A 17,138-nucleotide genomic window follows, 5' to 3' on the forward strand; every position below is an offset into this window, starting at 1 on the left:
TCAGGTTAGCCGCGGATGACCGCGAGGATGTCCTCGCGCAGCGAACTCATCCGTTCGGTGCTGCGCGCCTCGACGTTCAGCCGTAACAGCGGTTCGGTGTTCGATCCGCGGACATTGAACCAGGCACCGTCGGCGAAGGTAGCCGTGATCCCGTCAAGTTCGTCGAGCTCGGCGCCGAGCGCCCGGGCGCGTTCACGGACCTCGTCGAGCGCAGCGGGAATATCGACGACTGTCGAGTTGATCTCGCCGCTGGCGACGTACTTCTCATACTTTGCCAGCAGCACCGAGAGCGGTTCGTGCTGTTCGGTGAGCGCGGCCAGCACGTGCATCGCCGCGAGCATCCCGGTGTCGGCGAAGTAGAAGTCGCGGAAGTAATAGTGCGCGGAGTGCTCGCCACCGAAAATGGCGTTGCGTTCAGCCATCCGCGCCTTCATGTTGGAATGCCCGACGCGGGTGCGGCTCGCGCTACCTCCGGCGGCAGCGACCACCTCAGGCACCAGCGCCGATGTGATCGCATTGTGTACGACGGTCGATCCGGGGTGCTTGGCCAGCTCGCGTTCGGCGATCAGCGCGGTGATGACCGAAGGCGAGACCGGCTCGCCCCGCTCGTCGATGACGAAGCATCGGTCGGCATCGCCGTCGAAGGCCAATCCGAGATCGGCGCCGTGCTGGCGCACCGCTCGCTGCAGGTCGACGAGGTTGTCCGGGTTCAGCGGGTCGGCCGGATGATTCGGGAAGGTGCCGTCGAGCTCGAAGTACAACTCAATGATCTCCGCGGTGGTCCGCCCCAACACGGCCGGCACCGTGTGCCCGCCCATCCCATTGGCGGCGTCCACGACAACTTTTACCGGTCGCATACCGCGCAGCGGTACGAGTTCATGCAGTTTGTCGGCGTATGCCTGAAGCGTGTCGGTGCGGCTGCGGGTTCCCCGGGTAGCGACGACAGGTAAGTCCTCGGTGGCCAGTTCAGCGATTCGCCTCAGGCCGGTATCTGCACCGATCGGCGCAGCCGATGCCCGGCACAGTTTCATCCCGTTGTACGTGGCCGGGTTGTGGCTTGCGGTGACCTGGATGCCGGGCAGATTCAAGTGCCCGGAGGCGAAATACAGCTGGTCGGTGGAGCTCAACCCAGCGTCGACGACATCCAGTCCCTGGCCGATGATGCCCTCGGCGAGGGCATCGATGATCATCGGGGTGCTGGGGCGCATGTCGCCGGCGAGTACCACGTCCGAGCCGAGATCGTTCTCGATCAGCCAGCGCGCGAACGCGGCACCGATCCGTTCGGCGACCTCGAGCGACAGTTCTTGCGGATACAGACCGCGAACGTCGTACGCCTTAACGATCGACTGAAGTATGTGGTGAATCTGCACGTCGCTCATTGTTCACCACCGCGGCGCCAACCAGCGGAAACGACGGCGTAGATCACCGTGGTTTGCCTAACCTTAGGCGGTGGGCGGTACGACCCGCAGGTGTCCGCGACGTCCCTTGCCCGCAGCGATTGGGGCCTCAGCCGACTCTGCGGCGGCATCGGGCTGCTGTGGCCTGGGCCGAGCCGCCTCACGCACCGCATCCGCCAGCGCGAGCAGGTCATCGGTGCTCGGTCCCACCTCGTTGGGGTCAACCTCGTGACGCAGAACTTCCCATCCGCGCGGCACGGTCAGCCTCGACGCGTGCGCCTCGCACAGGTCGTAACTGTGCGGTTCGGAGTAAGCAGCGAGCGGACCCACGACCGCGGTCGACTCGGCGTAGATATACGTCAACGTAGCGACGGCGGGCTGGAAGCACTCGGGCTTACTGCAGCTACGGACACTTCTCACGAGCCCGAGGCTACCCGCGCCTCAGTCAGTTCACGCGCATCTCGCGCGCGGGGGCGCTGGCGTGTCGGACGATGCGGGCGGTGACGGCTAGGCTCACTTCATGCCCACACCATCGTTTCCGCGTACCCGCGATCGACGCGGGCGCGGCATCCGAGGGCCGTTGTTTCCGCAGACCGTTCCGGTGTATCGCTCGCGCGCGGAACTGTTCGATGATCTGGTGCTCGACATCGTCGAGCAGATCGACCCGAAGTGGCGCGATGTGATCGAGGCGGTGGAATTTGCCGTGGAGGACGTGCCTCGAGTCACCCACCAGCACCCCGAGGACGTCATCCATCAGCCGAATGTGATCGAGGATGCGTCGGTCCCGTTGTCCAAACTCGCACCGGGACACGTCGACGGATTGGGCCGCGAGCATGCGCCGCGCATCGTGATCTACCGCCGACCGTTGGAGGTCCGCGGCCGCAGCGTCGCCGATCTACGCGACCTCGTACACGAGATCGTCGTAGAACAACTCTCAAACCTGCTCGGGGTGAGCCCGAGCGATATCGATCCAGACCTCTGATCCAGCCAGTTTCAGCAGAGGTCTGTATAGACGCCGACCGACGGAGTCGGCGTCACGGATTGCGGACGTCTAGGAGGCGTTACGCCGCAAAGACTTCAGCCGGCGGCGCTCGCGTTCGGACATGCCACCCCAGATGCCGAATCGCTCGTCATTAGCGAGGGCATACTCGAGACACTCGTCCTTCACTTCGCAGCCGACGCAAATCTTCTTTGCCTCGCGCGTCGAGCCGCCCTTCTCGGGGAAGAATGCTTCGGGGTCAGTCTGCGCACACAAGGCACGCTCCTGCCACTCCTGCTCCTCCTCGGCACTGGCGGCCCAGAGATCGTGGGTAAATGCCTGCGGTTCGGTCACAGCGACGGCCCCTTCCATGTTGACCAATTCCGCGAACTTTGTTGGTAGCGCGGAGCTACCCCTTAGCACTGGCTGACGACCCTGCCTGTCGGTCGCCGCTAAGAACATCAGTGTAATTACATGTGTGTCGCTATGGCCGAGTCAAGGGGAATGGTGATATTCACGCCGATTTTCCATTCCCTCCCGGCCGCAGAGCGGCTATGGGCACCCTGGCAGCATGGACCGCGTGAACGCACTCTCAGCCAATACCCCACCCCGCAACATCGTCGTACTCGCCGGCGGAGTCGGCGGCGCGAAATACCTGCTGGGCGTCAGAGAGTACGCCCGCGAGCACGGCGCCGAGGTCACGGCCATCGTGAACACCGGCGACGACGCGACCATGCACGGACTGCGGATCTGTCCCGACCTCGACTCCATCATGTACACGCTCGGCGGCGGCCACGATCAAGAGCGGGGCTGGGGGCAGGTCGGCGAAACGTGGACGGTGGGCGAGGAACTCAAGGAGTACGGCGCGGGTCCGACCTGGTTCTCCCTCGGCGACAAAGACATCGCCACCCACCTGGTGCGCACTCAGATGCTCGACGCGGGATATCGACTGACCGAGGTCACCGAGGCGTTGTGCGCGCGCTGGCAGCCGAACGTCCGCTTATTACCGATGAGCGATGACCGCGTCGAGACCCACGTCGTATGCACGCTCCCCGACGCCGAGCAACCTAGCGCGATCCACTTCCAGGAATGGTGGGTGCGGTATCGCACCAAGGTGCCGACGACCGGGTTCGTACAGGTCGGCGCCGAGCAGGCCGCACCCAGCGCCGAAGTGCTGGCGGCACTGAAGGAGGCCGACCTGATCCTGCTGGCGCCGTCCAACCCGGTGGTCAGCATCGGCCCGATCCTCGGTGTGCCCGGTATGCGAGAGGCGCTGCGCGATGCGGCGGCCCCCGTGATCGGTACCGCTGGACTGATCAACGGCGCGCCGCTACGCGGGATGGCCGACGTATGCCTGCAGGTAATCGGCGTCGAGCAGACCGCACTCGCGGTCGCCGACTACCTGGGCGCTCGATCGGCGGACGGCGTACTCGACGGCTGGCTGGTCGCCCCCGGCGACGGCGGCACTCTCGACGCGATCAGCGTGGCCGAAGCACCGCTGTTGATGAGCGACGCCGGCGCGACCGCGCAGATGGTCACCGCAGCAGTCGAACTCGCCGGGCAGGTCCGATGAATCAGGGCGCAGGACTCGGCGCCGAACACATCGCGGCGAATGCCCGCCCCGCGACCGAGGACGCAGTGGACGAGCCGCTAGCTGAGCAATACACGGTTCGCGCGATCCGCGGGCTACCGGACTTTCGGCCGGGCGACGATCTCATCGCTGCGATCTGCTCGGCCGCGCCATGGATCGCCGACGGCGACGTACTCGCGATCACCTCGAAGGCGGTATCGAAGGCCGAAGGGCGGTTGACCTCGACCGGCACCGATGAGGTCGAGCGGGCCGCACGACGGCGTGAGGTCATCGATGCGGAGACCACCAACGTCGTGGCCGAGCGGCGCGGCGTACGCATCGTGCGCAACGCACTCGGCCTGACGATGGCCGCGGCCGGCGTCGACGCTTCCAACGTGAACGCTGACGAGATCGCCACGCTGCCGCTGGATCCGGACGCTTCGGCGCGCCGGATTCGGGACGGCATCAGGGCACAACTCGGTCGAGACGTCGCCGTAGTCATCACCGACACCACCGGTCGCACGTGGCGCAGCGGACTCGTCGATATCGCCATCGGCTCGGCGGGGATCGCGCCACTTCGCGATCTGCGCGGTGGGATCGACACGCACGGTCACCCGCTCGCGGTGACGGCGCTGGCGCAAGTCGATGAGATCGCGTCGGCCAGCGAGTTGGTGCGCGGCAAACTCGGCCGCGTCGCCGCCGCAGTCATTCGGGGAATCCCATGGCGAGCTCAGGAGACTCCCGGCGCCGGCGTCGCGCTGATCCGCCCGATCGAAGAGGACATGTTCTGCTTCGGCGCGCGCGACGTCGTCCCCGCAGCTCAGCACGCGTCATTCACCGATGGGTGTGCCCGCGAAGAACAGATCACCGACGCGATCGCCCGCGTTCGCGCGCCCGCGGGGATACGCGCGGCGGTGGCCGGCAGCGCGGTGTCGGTGCGCGGCGATGACGAGTTCGCCCTCGGTATCTACGTCGGTCAACTCGTGGTCGCGCTGCGCGCCGAAGGCTTGGCCGCCGAACTCACCCGGGTCGCCGAAGGCGCCGACCTTCGGCTTGCCCAGGCTGCGCCGTACGAAGGCATCGAATGACAGCCGCCGAGGAGGTTCAATGACCACACTGCACGCCGACGCGCTCAGCACACTCGAGGCATGGCAGCCGACGGACGCCGGCCAGGAGGCCCTGCGACAGGCCTACATCGCCTACCTGTCGGCGATGCCGGAGGCGATGCAACGTTCCTGTGCGCCCGGGCACCTGACCGCGAGCGCGGTCGTCGTGGACGTGGCGCGAGGCGCGACTCTGCTGACGTTGCATCCGCGGCTCGGTCGCTGGGTGCAGCTGGGTGGGCATTGCGAGCCGGAGGACGCGACGCTGCGTGACGCCGCGCTACGCGAGGCCAGCGAGGAAAGCGGCATCGACGGCCTACGGATCGACCCACTCCCGGTGCAACTCGACGTACACCCGCTGACCTGCTCCGGCGGCGTGCCGACCCGGCACTTGGATGTGCGCTACTTGGTGCAGGCTCCGCCGTACGCCGAGGCGGTGATCAGTGACGAGTCGGATGACTTGCGCTGGTTCTCCTTCGAGGAGTTGCCCGAGGGGTTGGACGAGTCGACGTTGGCGTTGATCGCCGCCGCGCGCGCGGCGCTCGTTTAACGATTCTGCGGTTGGCTCCACCTACGGTAATCGTGACGGAGCGCGGGCAAGACTTTCCGCAGAATCGTTATATATCGCGGAAATTCGGGATCGTACGACGAGGGCCACGGCGTGCCGCCGCAATACCGGCGAGCTCGATGAGCCGCACGACTCGGCCGCGGTGCGGGCGGTACGGCTCCAGTAACTCGGCCATCCGCGCATCGTCAACCGGTGCACCCGTCAGCGCTACCCCGACAGAGGACGCGATGTGGTAGTCGCCGAACGAAGGGTGATCCGCCGAGCCCCACGCGCGCTCGGCGACCTCCGCGGCCGTCCACACGCCGATACCGCGGATCGACTGCATTGCCGCGGCGGCATCGCACGCGTCGCGGGCACTGAGCGCCTCCAGCGACTGCGCGCGGGCCGCAGCCAACCGCACGGTCGCGCGGTGTGCGCGATCGACGCCGATACGGTGCCAGTCGGCGTCGGACAGTGAGCGCAGCACGGCCGCCGACGGCGGAACGCGCATCCGCCGCGGTCCGGGCGCGGGAGATCCGAAACGCAGCAGGAGTTGCCGCCAGGACGCCAGCGCCTCCTGGCCGGTGATTTTCTGGCTGAGGATCGCAGGCACCAGCGACTCGAGTACCGCATCGGTGCGCGCGAACCGCACCCCGGCGAAACGCCGGTGCAACTCGACGATGATCTGATCGCGTGGCTGGAATTCAGTCGGATCGTCGCGCAATCCATGCAGCGCCTCGACTCGCTCCAGCGCCCAGGACGCACCCGGCCCCCACACCCGAACCACCAACTCGCTACCGGCGACGGCGCTGCACAGTGTCACATCGCCGGACGGCGTACCCATCGCGCGCCAGATTCCCTGCTCGTCGACGGCGTACGCCGGATCGTATGCGCCGTACCGAAAGTTGCCGAGGGTTCGCGGCAGATCGAGCCGAAACGACAGTGGGACTCGGGCGCTGCGGCCCGAGTCCCACATTTCGTCGTCGATCGACACGCGATGATTAGCGCGGCGCCATACGCAGCGCGGCGTCGAACCGAACGGTCTCGCCGTTCATGTAGTCGTTCTGCGCGAGGAACAGCGCGACGTCGGCGTACTCCTGCGGCTTACCGATCCGCGACGGGAACGGTACGCCCTCGCCGAGGGTCTTGCGGAACGCCTCGTCAACGCCGGCGAGCATTTCGGTGTCGATGATGCCCGGAGCGATGCAGTTCACGCGGATGCCGGAGGTCGACAGGTCGCGCGCGGCACAGATGGTCATACCGTGCACACCGGCCTTCGAGGTGGCGTACGCAATCTGGCCGATCTGGCCCTCGAACCCGGCGACCGAAGCGGTGCTGATGATGACGCCACGGGCGCCGTCCTCGTTGTAGGCCTCGGTCGCGGCCATCGCCTCAGCGCCCAAGCGGAGCATGTTGAAGGTACCGACGAGGTTGACGTCGATGATTTTCTGGAACATCTCCAGCGAGTGGGTGCCCTTCTTGCTGAGCACGCGGCCCGCGGCGCCGATACCCGCACAGTTGATCAATACGCGCAGCGGACGATCCTTGCTGGTCGCATCTTCGATCGCCGCAGCAACCTGATCGGAGTTGGTGATGTCGGTCTTGACGAAGGTTGCCGAGCCGCCGAGTTCGGCGACCAGAGCGTTGCCCTTGTCTTCGTTCAGGTCGACGATCGTGATGAGCGCGCCCTTCTCGGCCAGCGCGCGAGTGGTTGCCGCACCGAGTCCCGATGCGCCGCCGGTGACGATGGCGGAAACGCCTGAGAGATCCATGAATTGCCTTTCTAGTCCGATCCCCACCCGTTCGGGTCGGGGATTGTGTGCTCCGCGCACCGATGGGTGCTTAGAGCAGCCGATGGTGCTTAGAGCAGGTCGTCGCGGCCGCGTTCCTTCCAGGCCTCGACCGCATCCTTGACCCGTTGGGCCTCGGATCGTTTGACGACGAGGATGCAGGTGTCGGTCTCGACGACGACGACGTCCGGGACGCCGACCACGGTCACGGCTCTGCCGGTACCCGAAGTGGCGAAACTCCCCGGTGAGTCTAAAAGAAGGGTGTCGCGCGGCTGCGCGAGGCGGCTACCTTCGGCCAGGCCGAGCTCGGCGACCGTGTCCCAGTCCCCCATATCGCTCCATCCCATCCGCGCGGGCACGGTCGCGACGCGACCCTGCGCGGCGACCTGCTCGACGATGGCGTGGTCGATGCTGATCGACGGCATGTCCTGCCACACTTCGGTGAGGATCTCCCGAGCCGCCGCGTTATCGGTGTGCCAACTTTCGGCGACACGCTGCACTCGTTCGTATATCTGCGGGGCGTGGTGACGCACGTCCTCTAGCAGGTCGGCGGTACGACCGACGAACATGCCGGCGTTCCACAGGTGTCGCCCATCCTCGACGTACTCCTGCGCGGTCACCAAATCGGGCTTTTCTTTGAACGAGCGCACCGCGAGCGCCGCGCCGATGCCAAGCTCGTCACCGATTTCGATGTAGCCGTACCCGGTTTCGGCGTAGCGCGGCGGAACTCCGATGGTCACTAGGCGGCCGGTCGCCGCCACCTCGATTCCTGTGCGGACGGCGGCCCGGAAGGCGTCGCCGACGGAAATGAGGTGATCGGCGGCGAAACTGCCCATCACGGCCTCGGGGTCACGGGCGTGAATGATTGCGGCAGCGAGCGCGATCGCCGGTCCGCTGTTACGTCCGGCCGGCTCGACGACCAGGTTCCGCGGTGGCACCGACGGTATTTGCTCGGCGATCGCCATCTTGTGCGCGGGCCCGCAGACGACGTAAGTCTGTTCGGGCGGCGACAGCGGGCCGAGTCGCGCGAGAGTGAGCTGCATGAGTGACCGCTCGTCCGCGCCGAGACGGTGTAGGAACTTCGGCGAACTCTGTCGGCTCAGTGGCCACAGTCGCGTTCCACTGCCACCGGCAGGGATGACGGGGTAGAAGCGGCTCATGTATCCCTGCTCGTCTCGTTGCTCGGTAGTTCGTCGGCGCCGCGTCGTGGCGGCGCCCCGCCGCGGACGGTGGCCGAGCGCTGCGCGATCGCCTGACGCGCGGCCAACCCGCATCGCAGTACCAACCGCAATGGCGCCCACCGCAGACCGGAGTAACGCCTGGAGAGGTAGCGGTACGCGCTGCGGTGGTGTTCGGCGACCATCCGGGAAGGCTCCCGGTTAGCGGCGTGGCCTTGATTGTGTAGTACGACGGTGCCTGGCGCGTAGACCACCTCGTGTCCCTCATCGTGCAGTCGCGCGCACAGATCGACGTCCTCGAAGTACATGAAGTATCCGGCGTCGAATCCGCCGAGCGAGTCGAACGCGTCCTTACGCATCAGCATGCAGGAGCCGGAGATCCATCCCGTGGTGCGCTCACCGATCGCTTCGGCTTCGGCGCGGTAGGTGCGGGTCCATGGGTTCGTCGGCCAGATCGCGCCGAAAATGGCGTGCCCGGCACCGATGCCGATGCTCGGCAGCAGCCGCGCCGAGGGGTACAGCTCATCGTCCGCAGTGGTGATGGCCGGGCCGATCGCCGCCGCGTTCGGCCAGCGGCGCGCCGCATCCAGCAGCGCATCGATGCTTCCGGGGCCCCACACCAGATCCGGGTTGGCCACGAGGATCCAGTCCGTGACTACCTCGGCGGCACCGATATTCGCAGCAGAGCCGAACCCGAGGTTGCTGCCGGTTCGGATCAGCTCGACCCCGTCGCGTCCTTCCGCGGCTTCGACCGACCCGTCTACCGACCCGTTGTCGACCATGATGACGCGCGGCGGGCACTGCGCTGCATCCTGCAGGGAGTCCAGGAACGCGGCCAGGTGCTCGCCGGGTGAGAACGTCACGACCACCACGGTGACCTCATCGACCGCCCTCACCGGCGGCGGCGTGTTCATTCAGAATCCAGTTCGAACAACTCGCGTACGACGCGGCGAGCTACGTCCATCGAGAAGTGCTCTTCGATATTGCGCAGCCCCCCTCTCGCTAGCCGTTCCCACAACTCGCGGTCGGTGTAGGCGCGGATGATCTGCTGCGCGAATCCCTCGGCGTCGTCCGCGACGAGCACGTCCTCGCCCGGCGTCAGGTGCATGCCCTCGACAGCGATGGTGGTCCCAATCACCGGTTGCCCGTGCGCCATCGCGAGGTTGATTTTTCCCTTGACCCCGGCGCCGAACCGCAGCGGTGCGACGGTGAGTTTGACGTCATCCATCATCGGGTCGATGTCCTCGACAAACCCGTGGATTGTCACGCCCGGGTGACCCTCCAGCGACTTGATCTCCTCAGTGGGGTCGGCGCCGACGACGTGTAGGTGCACGTCGGGAAGTTCCGCGTGCACCAGCGGGAAGATCTCGGTAACCAGCCATTGGACAGCATCGATATTCGGGGTGTGGGTGAATCCACCGACGAACACGATGTCCTTGCGATCTTCGAACGAGGACCCTGCCCCGGCGACCTCATGCACATTGCTCAGCAACGTGACGTGTTCACCGGGGGCGTCCGCGGCGAGGACATCAACCTCGGTTCCGGAGACGACGACCGTCGTGTCGGCCGCGGCGACGAGCCCGAGTTCGATCTGGCGGGTCTTCAACGCCGTGCGCGCGACAGCAGCGCTGCGCGAGACCTCTGCGGTTCGGCGTTCACGCAGATAGTGCAGGTCGACGGTGTCGAAAATCAGCTTCGCCTGCGGCGCGTAACGACGGATCAATTGAACCATTTCCGAGAGCACGTAGTGCCGACTCACCCACACCGCATCGAAGCGCGCGCCATGATTGCGGAACCAGGTGGGGCGGGCTCCGGCGTACGGCGCGTACCAGACTTCGATGCCCAATCGCTGCATCGCCTTGGTGTACTCGCCTTGGTACAGACCGTCGGCCGGGAAGTAGACGACGTGCACGCCTTCCTCGACCAGTAGCCGCATGATGTTCATCAGCCGGACCGACCCGGAGTCTTTGTCCGGGAACGGGGTCAGGGCGTCCATGATCAGCACTTGCTTCTGATCACGGTGCAGCAGGGCAGGCTCGGGAATCGTGCCCGCGGCGAGGTGTCCGGCAAGCGCGGCGACCCGATGCTCGGCAAACCGCTCTTTGTTGCGCAGTTGATAGGCCTTCACACCGCTGCCGGTGCTCGTGCCATTCGAGACGCCTTCATCGTGCAATACCTGCGCCTGAGGTGCGACGACAACCGTCTTACCTGCCTCACGCACCGCGAATGCCAGATCGGTGTCTTCGTAGTACGCCGGTGCGTACCGCGGATCGAAGCCGCCCACCTCATCGAAGAGCGCCTTGTCGATCATCAGGACAGCGCCACTGACGTAATCGCACTCGCGCAGATAGGAAAACCGCGGGTCATTCGGCGACTCGCCGCGCCCGTAGTTCCAGCCCGACCCGTCGGCGAACACCACGCCCCCGGCCTCCTGCAGGACGCCGTCCGCGAAGATCAGTTGCGAGCCAACGATGCCGATCTTCTGGTCTCGCTCGGCGGTCGCGACCAGTTCGTCCAGCCAGCCCGGTTGCGGGACGGTGTCGTTGTTCAGAAACAGCACCCGCCGACCGCGGGCCTGCGCAGCGCCATCATTACAGGCTGCGATGAAGCCGCCGTTGCTGGCGCGGCGGTGATAGCGCACACCGGTCCATTGTTCGAGTTCTACCTGCGTGGCGTCGCTCGAACCGTCATCGACCACGACGACCTCGAAAGAGGTCTGCGGCGGATGTTCGGCGAGCGCTACCAGGCAGGCGCGGGTGTGCGCGAACTGGTTGTAGACCGGTATCACGATGGTGACTTCGGGGCTCTGGCTGCTCGCGACGGCCGGGCGGTTTGATCCCTCGGACGGCCGGTACAACTCAAGGCGGCGCGGCGCGGGAACCCGTTTGAGCCGGACCGCTACGCGCCGCAGCGTGCCGCGCACGCCGCGGGTTCGCAAACTGTTCACGGCAAGTCGCTTAATACCTGCCGCGCGATCAAGGAGGTATCGCAGATGAGTGCGCATTTCGTCGGCTACGCGTTCTTCAGTGCCTGCCCGTCACGCTCGATGGCCTCAGCCAGCGCGGCGCGCCATTCGGGCATCGGCGGCAGACCGGCATCGGCCCATTCACTCCACGAGAGCACCGAGTACGGCGGGCGCGGGGCCGGCCGCACGAACGCGTCCGAGGTGGTCGGTTCGACCCGCTGGGGGTCCAGGCCGTTCAATTCGAAGATCGCGCGGGTGAAGTCGAACCAGGAGCACTGACCGCCGCCGGTGCAGTGGTAGTAACCGGCGGGTGCATCGGAGGTCGCGAGCTCCAGCAGGTTGATCGCCAGGTGACGGGTCCAGGTGGGCGAACCGACCTGGTCATCGACCACGGAGAGGGTGTCATTGGTCGTCGAAAGTTTGAGCATGGTTTTGACGAAGTTCGGTCCGTACGCGCCGTACACCCAGGCGGTGCGGACGACGTACGCCGTGTCGGGAGCGATCTCGCGGATCGCCTTGTCGCCGGCATCCTTCGTGCGTCCGTACGCGGTCTTGGGGACCGTAACGTCGGTGGGCTTGTACGGCTCTGCCGCATCACCGGCGAAGGTGTAGTCGGTGGAGACGTGGATCAGTCGGCAGCGGTTGCCGATCGCGACAGCGAGGTTGCGTGGGCCGTCGGCGTTGACCTTGTAGGCGACCTCCTCGTCGGATTCGGCGTTGTCCACCGCGGTGTACGCCGCCGCGTTGATCACCACAGGGATTCCTGGCTCAGTCGAGTTCAGGAACGCGTCGATCACCGTGGTGGTGGACGCGGCATCGGTGATATCGATATCGCCGACGTCCACGCCGGTGACCTGCGGCTGGGTCACACCGTGCGCGGCGAGCAGCAGCATGAGTTCAGTGCCCAGCTGCCCGCGGGCGCCGACGACGAGGAAGCGGTGTCCGGTCAGTGCCGTCACCGCGCGGGCCGAGAGATCATGTGAGTTACTCATCGCCCTCGAATGTAGCGCGAGCAGGCAGCGCTTGGACGTGATCAGCGCCGTGTCCGGCGGCAGTTCGATGGCGACCGCCTCACAGTGCGCCCATCGGCGCGATATTGACCACGACGCGCGAGCCGGTGAACGCGGTCGCGACCTGGCTGTGCGGTCATTCACGGCGCTCGCGACCTCGGTGCACGGGTCCGTTCGGTGGCGTGACGCTGAGCACGCACACCGATGACGCCGACATCGCCGGCGCGTTCGTGTCATCGTGGATGGTCTGGCGTTCGCTGATCAGCCGGCTCGCATGCGGACCGAAGTATCCACGACACCCGCTACGGAAGTCCCCTGGCACGCGCCGCGGGCACTTACTGTGGAACGACGGTACCGCTGGGACCGCCGAATGATCGCGCGCCAAACGAACCTATCCAGATCTGCCGGAGGGCTTGAGTGAACGACGACCGCCGCGACGAACAGTCACTGCCGGACTCGCTGGACCCCAGACTCACCAAGCCCGTGCGCTCGCGCACGCAGCGTACGACGTCCTGGGTCCTGGCCGTACGCGTGTTGTGCGGTGTGCTGTCGGTGGTGCTACTGGGCGGAGCGGCGTACGGCACCGCGCTGCTGAACCGAATCCAAACCAGTGCGGGAACCCTGGACTCGACGGATGGCGAACATAACGTCGACCGCGTCGGCAACTTCGACGACGAGAACATCCTGGTGGTCGGCAATGATTCTCGTGACGGCTACAGCCAGGAAGATCTCGAAAAGATCGGCGCCAGCGACGAAGGGTCGATGGCCACGGACTCCATCATGCTGATCCACGTTCCTGCCAACGGTGAAAGCGCCAGCGTCGTGTCGTTCCCTCGCGATTCCTGGGTCGATATCCCCGGGTTCGGCGAGAGCAAGATCAATTCGGCGTTCGTTTCCGGTTACAGTTCGCTGCCCGATGGCGCCTCGGAGGCCGACCGACGCGCCGAGGGCCAGAAGACGCTGATCGCGACGGTCAGCCAGCTGTCCGGGATGAAGGTTGACCATTACGTCGAAGTGTCGCTGCTCGGCTTCTACGACCTCACCGAAGCCCTCGGCGGTATCGAGGTCAACCTCTGCGAACCGGCGTACGACCCTTCGCAGAACTCGGGCGCAGACTTTCCTGCCGGTAAGCAGACCCTCGACGGTTCGCAAGCGCTGAGCTTTGTGCGGCAGCGCGAAGGCCTGAACAACGGCGACCTCGATCGCATCAAGCGGCAGCAATTTTTCGTCGGCGCCGTACTACGCAAGGTGCTTGATCAGGATCTGCTCGACTTGGCAAACATCGGCAAACTCACCGACATCATCGACGCCCTGACCGGCACCATCAACTACAGCAAGGGCTTGGACCCGCTGAAACTGGCCGACCAGATGAGCGCGGTGGCCGCGGGTGATGTCACGTTCCAGACGGTGCCGGTCGCGAATCAGGACGGCAAGATCGGTGAGACCTCCGTCGTACTGCTGGAAGATCAGGACTCGCTGGATGAGTTCTTCGAGAACCTGTCCGGCGGTGGCACACAGCAGGACGACGCGCCTGCCACCGAGACGACTGAAGCCCCCGAAACGCTCGACCCTGCTGAGGTCAGCGTCGAGGTCTACAACGGCACCACGTCTGAGGGCGCCGGGCAAACTGCTGCGGACACCCTGACCGAGGACGGCTTCACCGTGACCGGCGTCCTGCCTGCCGCGACCGCCGACTGGACCGAAAGCGTCGTGCAGTACCCGGCGGGTATGGAGGCCGAAGCCGCGACCGTGGCTGCGGCCGTCGGTGGCGGGACGAAAACCGAAGAGACCGCCGATATCAGCTCCGTGATGCTGATCGTCGGCACCGACTATCCCGGTCTGCCTGGTGGCTCGTCCCAGTCCGGTTCCACCGACTCCGGCTCTACCGACTCCGGCTCTACCGGCTCCGGTTCTACCGACTCCGGTTCTACCGACTCCGGTTCTTCACAGACGGAGGCGCCGCAGGGCGGCGACGAGGAGCCGAGCCAGCCGGCCGACGATGTCATGACGGCCGACGAAGGAACCTGCGTCTACTAGACCAGTCACCGCTCGCGCTTCATGCCTCGCCCGTCGTGCGGCATCCGTTCGGGCTTGGGGTCGGGGTCGGGTCGGCGTCCGTTCGCGGTCGGGTCCGCGTCGCCGTCCGTTCGAGCTCGGGTCGGGTTCGGTCGCGTCGGCGTCGGCAACACCACAGTGAGCACCGTCGCTGGCTGCGGTAGCGTCGAGGGCCGACACGCGGAGTGGGCCCGACCAGTTGACCCCTCGACCGCATCTATCGACTCGGGGGCCGAGTGAACGACGAGACGCCACTTCCTGCTTCGTTGGACCCACGCGTCGTACGGCCGCTTCGATCTCGACGTCATCGCCGTCCGCGGGCATGGATCATCGCCGTGCGCACGCTGTGTGGCCTGCTGTCCGTCGTACTGCTGACCGCCGCCGCGTATGGCACGGTGCTGATCAACCGCGTGCAGACCAGCGCCGGGACGCTCGAAGGCACCGATGATGTCGAGCACAACGTCGACCGCGTCGGCAACTTCGACGACGAGAACATCCTGATCGTCGGCAACGACGCTCGCGCCGACTACACCGAAGAACAGTTGGCCAAGATCGGTGCTTCGGCTGAAATCTCGATGGCGACCGACACGATCATGCTGATCCACGTGCCCGCCGACGGGTCCGGCGCCAGCGTCGTATCGCTCCCCCGAGACTCGTACGTCGACATCCCCGGGTTCTGGACCGACAAGATCAACGCCGCCTACGCCGCCGGGTACACCTCGTTGGACGACACCGCGACGGAGGAGCAGCGGCGCGCGGCCGGGCAGAACGCGCTCATCGCCACGGTCAGCCAAGTCTCCGGAATGAAGATCGACCACTACGTCGAGGTCACCCTGATCGGCTTCTATGACCTCACCGAGGCTCTCGGCGGCATCGAGGTCAACCTGTGCGAGGCGTCGTACGATCCGACGCGCAATTCGGGTGCGGACTTCCCCGCCGGCACCCAGGTCCTCGAAGGATCGAAGGCGCTGAGTTTCGTGCGCCAGCGGTACGGCGTACCGGGCACCGATCTCGGACGCATCAAGCGGCAACAGTTCTTCGTGGGCGCGGTGATCCGCAAGGTGCTCGATATGGATCTGCTCGACCTGGCGAACATCGGCAAACTCACCGACATCATCGACGCGCTCGCCGGGACCATCAACTACGACAAGGACCTCGATCCGCTGAAACTGGCTGATCAGATGAGCGCCGTCGCCACCGGCAATGTCACGTTCCAGACGATCCCGCTCGCCGAGTACTACGAACAGAACATCGATGGTCAAGACGTTGTCCTGCTCGCGGACCAGGACGAATTGGACGCGTTCTTCGGCTCGCTGTCCAAAGTCGCGCCGGACGAGCCCAAGGACGACAACCCGGCAGGGCAAACCAGCGACGACGCGAACACCGACGACTCCGACGCGGGCAGCGCGAACGCTGGCGCTGGTGATTCTGGTGCCGGTGACGCTGGTGCCGGCGATCCCAGCGCTGGCGATGCTGGGACCGGTAATGCTGGGACCGGCGACACGAACGGGGCCGGTACAAGCGGGGACGGTTCAGGCGCAGGCAATACGAACGCGGGAGGTGCGAACGCGGGAGGTACGGCGGCAGGCAATACCGGTGCAGGAAATGCGAACGGCACCGGCGCAAGTAAACCCGCCGACGACGTGATGACCGCAGAAGAAGGAAGTTGCGTGTACTGATGACCGACACCCTGAGCGGACTGCTGGCCGCGCGAATCTCGGCAAACCCCGCGACACCGCTAATCACCTATTACGACCGCGACAGCGGCGAGCGCACCGAATTGTCCGGGACGACGTTCGCGAACTGGGTCGCCAAGACGGCGAATCTGTTGCGCGATGACTTCGACGTCCACGACGGGTCGGTGGTCGCCCTCGCGCTGCCGATGCACTGGCAACAACTGGTACTCGCGTTCGCGACGTGGTCGCTGGGCGGGTGCGTGTCTGAGTCTCCGGGGGACTCGCCGGATGTGCTGGTGATGTCGCCGGACCGCATGATGGAACTGGCCGATGCTGATGCGGGCGAGTTGATGGTGAGCAGCCTCGATCCGATGGGACGTCCACTCGAACCGCGCCCCGAGCACGTTACCGACTACACCAGCGCGGTGCGGGTGCATGGCGATGCGTTCACCGGGGCGCCGATCGGTGCGGCCGATCCGGCGTACGTCGGCGGCAGTCTCACTCTCGACCATGCGCACGCCGCGCAGACCGCTCGCTCGCTCGCGCAGGCGCTCAAGTTGGCCCTCGCGGCGCGGGTATTGGTCACCGTCGGCCCCGCTGGCGAAGCCGGCCTGTTGACCTGGGCGGCCGCTCCCCTGCTCGCCGGCGCCTCCCTGGTACTCGTCAAGACCGGCGAGGACGCCGACACCGCTGACTGGCTTGAGCGGATCTCAGCGCAGGAAGCCATCACCACTCGGCTGTAGCAGCCACCGTCCGATGCTCACGGACGGCTCGGCCGGGCGAAGGCTGGCACCGGGCTGTGCCCGCTCGCGGAAGGCTCGCGGGCGAAGGCAGGCGCCGAGCTGTGCTCGCACGCCGAGGGCTGGCG

The 17,138-nt window shown here is 66.1% G+C and carries 16 protein-coding genes; 7 read left to right on the forward strand and 9 right to left on the reverse strand.

What is annotated here, in order from left to right; translation table 11 throughout:
* Positions 1–5 precede the first annotated feature (5 nt).
* Positions 6–1,379 (reverse strand): phosphomannomutase/phosphoglucomutase, encoded by a 1,374-nt coding sequence (locus E1H16_RS05330; protein ID WP_134322653.1) that lies wholly within the window; start codon positions 1,377–1,379, stop codon positions 6–8.
* Between the two features lie 63 nt (positions 1,380–1,442).
* A complete protein-coding gene (locus E1H16_RS05335; protein WP_134322654.1) occupies positions 1,443–1,817 on the reverse strand; it encodes a DUF3499 domain-containing protein in 375 nt (124 codons plus the stop codon).
* Positions 1,818–1,917: 100 nt separating this feature from the next.
* Between E1H16_RS05335 and E1H16_RS05340 the strand changes: the two genes are divergently transcribed.
* Positions 1,918–2,379: a metallopeptidase family protein gene (locus tag E1H16_RS05340; protein WP_134322655.1), complete on the forward strand. Its 462-nt coding sequence runs from the start codon at positions 1,918–1,920 to the stop codon at positions 2,377–2,379.
* A 69-nt stretch (positions 2,380–2,448) separates the two neighbouring features.
* On the opposite strand, the gene E1H16_RS05345 is transcribed toward E1H16_RS05340, so the two are convergent.
* Entirely contained in the window at positions 2,449–2,730 is a 282-nt protein-coding gene (locus E1H16_RS05345; RefSeq protein ID WP_166741632.1) for a WhiB family transcriptional regulator, read from the reverse strand.
* A 226-nt stretch (positions 2,731–2,956) separates the two neighbouring features.
* Here E1H16_RS05345 and cofD point away from each other — a divergent pair, with 226 nt between their 5' ends.
* The 3 genes from cofD to E1H16_RS05360 are packed head-to-tail and all read left to right on the forward strand — an operon-like array spanning position 2,957 to position 5,599.
* A complete protein-coding gene (gene cofD / locus E1H16_RS05350) occupies positions 2,957–3,949 on the forward strand; it encodes a 2-phospho-L-lactate transferase (RefSeq protein WP_243837682.1) in 993 nt (330 codons plus the stop codon).
* Positions 3,946–5,034, forward strand: a complete 1,089-nt coding sequence (cofE, locus tag E1H16_RS05355; protein ID WP_134322657.1) for a coenzyme F420-0:L-glutamate ligase — start codon at positions 3,946–3,948, stop codon at positions 5,032–5,034. Before cofD ends, cofE begins: the two co-directional genes overlap by 4 nt.
* Before the next feature lie 19 nt (positions 5,035–5,053).
* The gene (locus tag E1H16_RS05360; protein ID WP_134322658.1) at positions 5,054–5,599 is read left to right on the forward strand and encodes an NUDIX hydrolase; all 546 of its coding nucleotides are present in this window, start codon (positions 5,054–5,056) and stop codon (positions 5,597–5,599) included.
* A gap of 67 nt (positions 5,600–5,666) precedes the next feature.
* Here E1H16_RS05360 and E1H16_RS05365 read toward each other — a convergent pair whose 3' ends face one another.
* The 6 genes from E1H16_RS05365 to rfbD form a co-directional block, all read right to left on the reverse strand.
* Positions 5,667–6,590, reverse strand: coding sequence for a DNA-3-methyladenine glycosylase family protein (locus E1H16_RS05365; protein ID WP_134322659.1), 924 nt, complete (start codon positions 6,588–6,590; stop codon positions 5,667–5,669).
* Positions 6,591–6,597: 7 nt separating this feature from the next.
* Positions 6,598–7,368 (reverse strand): SDR family NAD(P)-dependent oxidoreductase, encoded by a 771-nt coding sequence (locus tag E1H16_RS05370; protein ID WP_134322660.1) that lies wholly within the window; start codon positions 7,366–7,368, stop codon positions 6,598–6,600.
* Positions 7,369–7,457: 89 nt separating this feature from the next.
* Positions 7,458–8,546: a mannose-1-phosphate guanylyltransferase gene (locus E1H16_RS05375; RefSeq protein ID WP_166741633.1), complete on the reverse strand. Its 1,089-nt coding sequence runs from the start codon at positions 8,544–8,546 to the stop codon at positions 7,458–7,460.
* Entirely contained in the window at positions 8,543–9,478 is a 936-nt protein-coding gene (locus E1H16_RS05380) for a glycosyltransferase family 2 protein (RefSeq protein WP_134322662.1), read from the reverse strand. Before E1H16_RS05380 ends, E1H16_RS05375 begins: the two co-directional genes overlap by 4 nt.
* The gene (locus tag E1H16_RS05385) at positions 9,475–11,511 is read right to left on the reverse strand and encodes a glycosyltransferase (RefSeq protein WP_208378867.1); all 2,037 of its coding nucleotides are present in this window, start codon (positions 11,509–11,511) and stop codon (positions 9,475–9,477) included. Before E1H16_RS05385 ends, E1H16_RS05380 begins: the two co-directional genes overlap by 4 nt.
* Before the next feature lie 65 nt (positions 11,512–11,576).
* On the reverse strand, positions 11,577–12,521 hold the full coding sequence (gene rfbD / locus E1H16_RS05390) for a dTDP-4-dehydrorhamnose reductase (protein WP_134322664.1): 945 nt from the start codon (positions 12,519–12,521) through the stop codon (positions 11,577–11,579).
* Between the two features lie 435 nt (positions 12,522–12,956).
* On the opposite strand from rfbD, the gene E1H16_RS05395 reads away from it, so the two are divergent.
* From E1H16_RS05395 to E1H16_RS05405, 3 genes are all read left to right on the forward strand, one after another.
* Positions 12,957–14,576: an LCP family protein gene (locus E1H16_RS05395; protein WP_134322665.1), complete on the forward strand. Its 1,620-nt coding sequence runs from the start codon at positions 12,957–12,959 to the stop codon at positions 14,574–14,576.
* A gap of 353 nt (positions 14,577–14,929) precedes the next feature.
* A complete protein-coding gene (locus E1H16_RS05400) occupies positions 14,930–16,273 on the forward strand; it encodes an LCP family protein (protein WP_134322666.1) in 1,344 nt (447 codons plus the stop codon).
* The gene (locus E1H16_RS05405; RefSeq protein ID WP_134322667.1) at positions 16,273–17,013 is read left to right on the forward strand and encodes a TIGR03089 family protein; all 741 of its coding nucleotides are present in this window, start codon (positions 16,273–16,275) and stop codon (positions 17,011–17,013) included. Before E1H16_RS05400 ends, E1H16_RS05405 begins: the two co-directional genes overlap by 1 nt.
* Positions 17,014–17,138: the final 125 nt, after the last annotated feature.

Origin of the sequence: Cumulibacter soli, assembly GCF_004382795.1 — a bacterium.
Classification (GTDB): Bacteria; Actinomycetota; Actinomycetes; order Mycobacteriales; family Antricoccaceae; genus Cumulibacter; species Cumulibacter soli.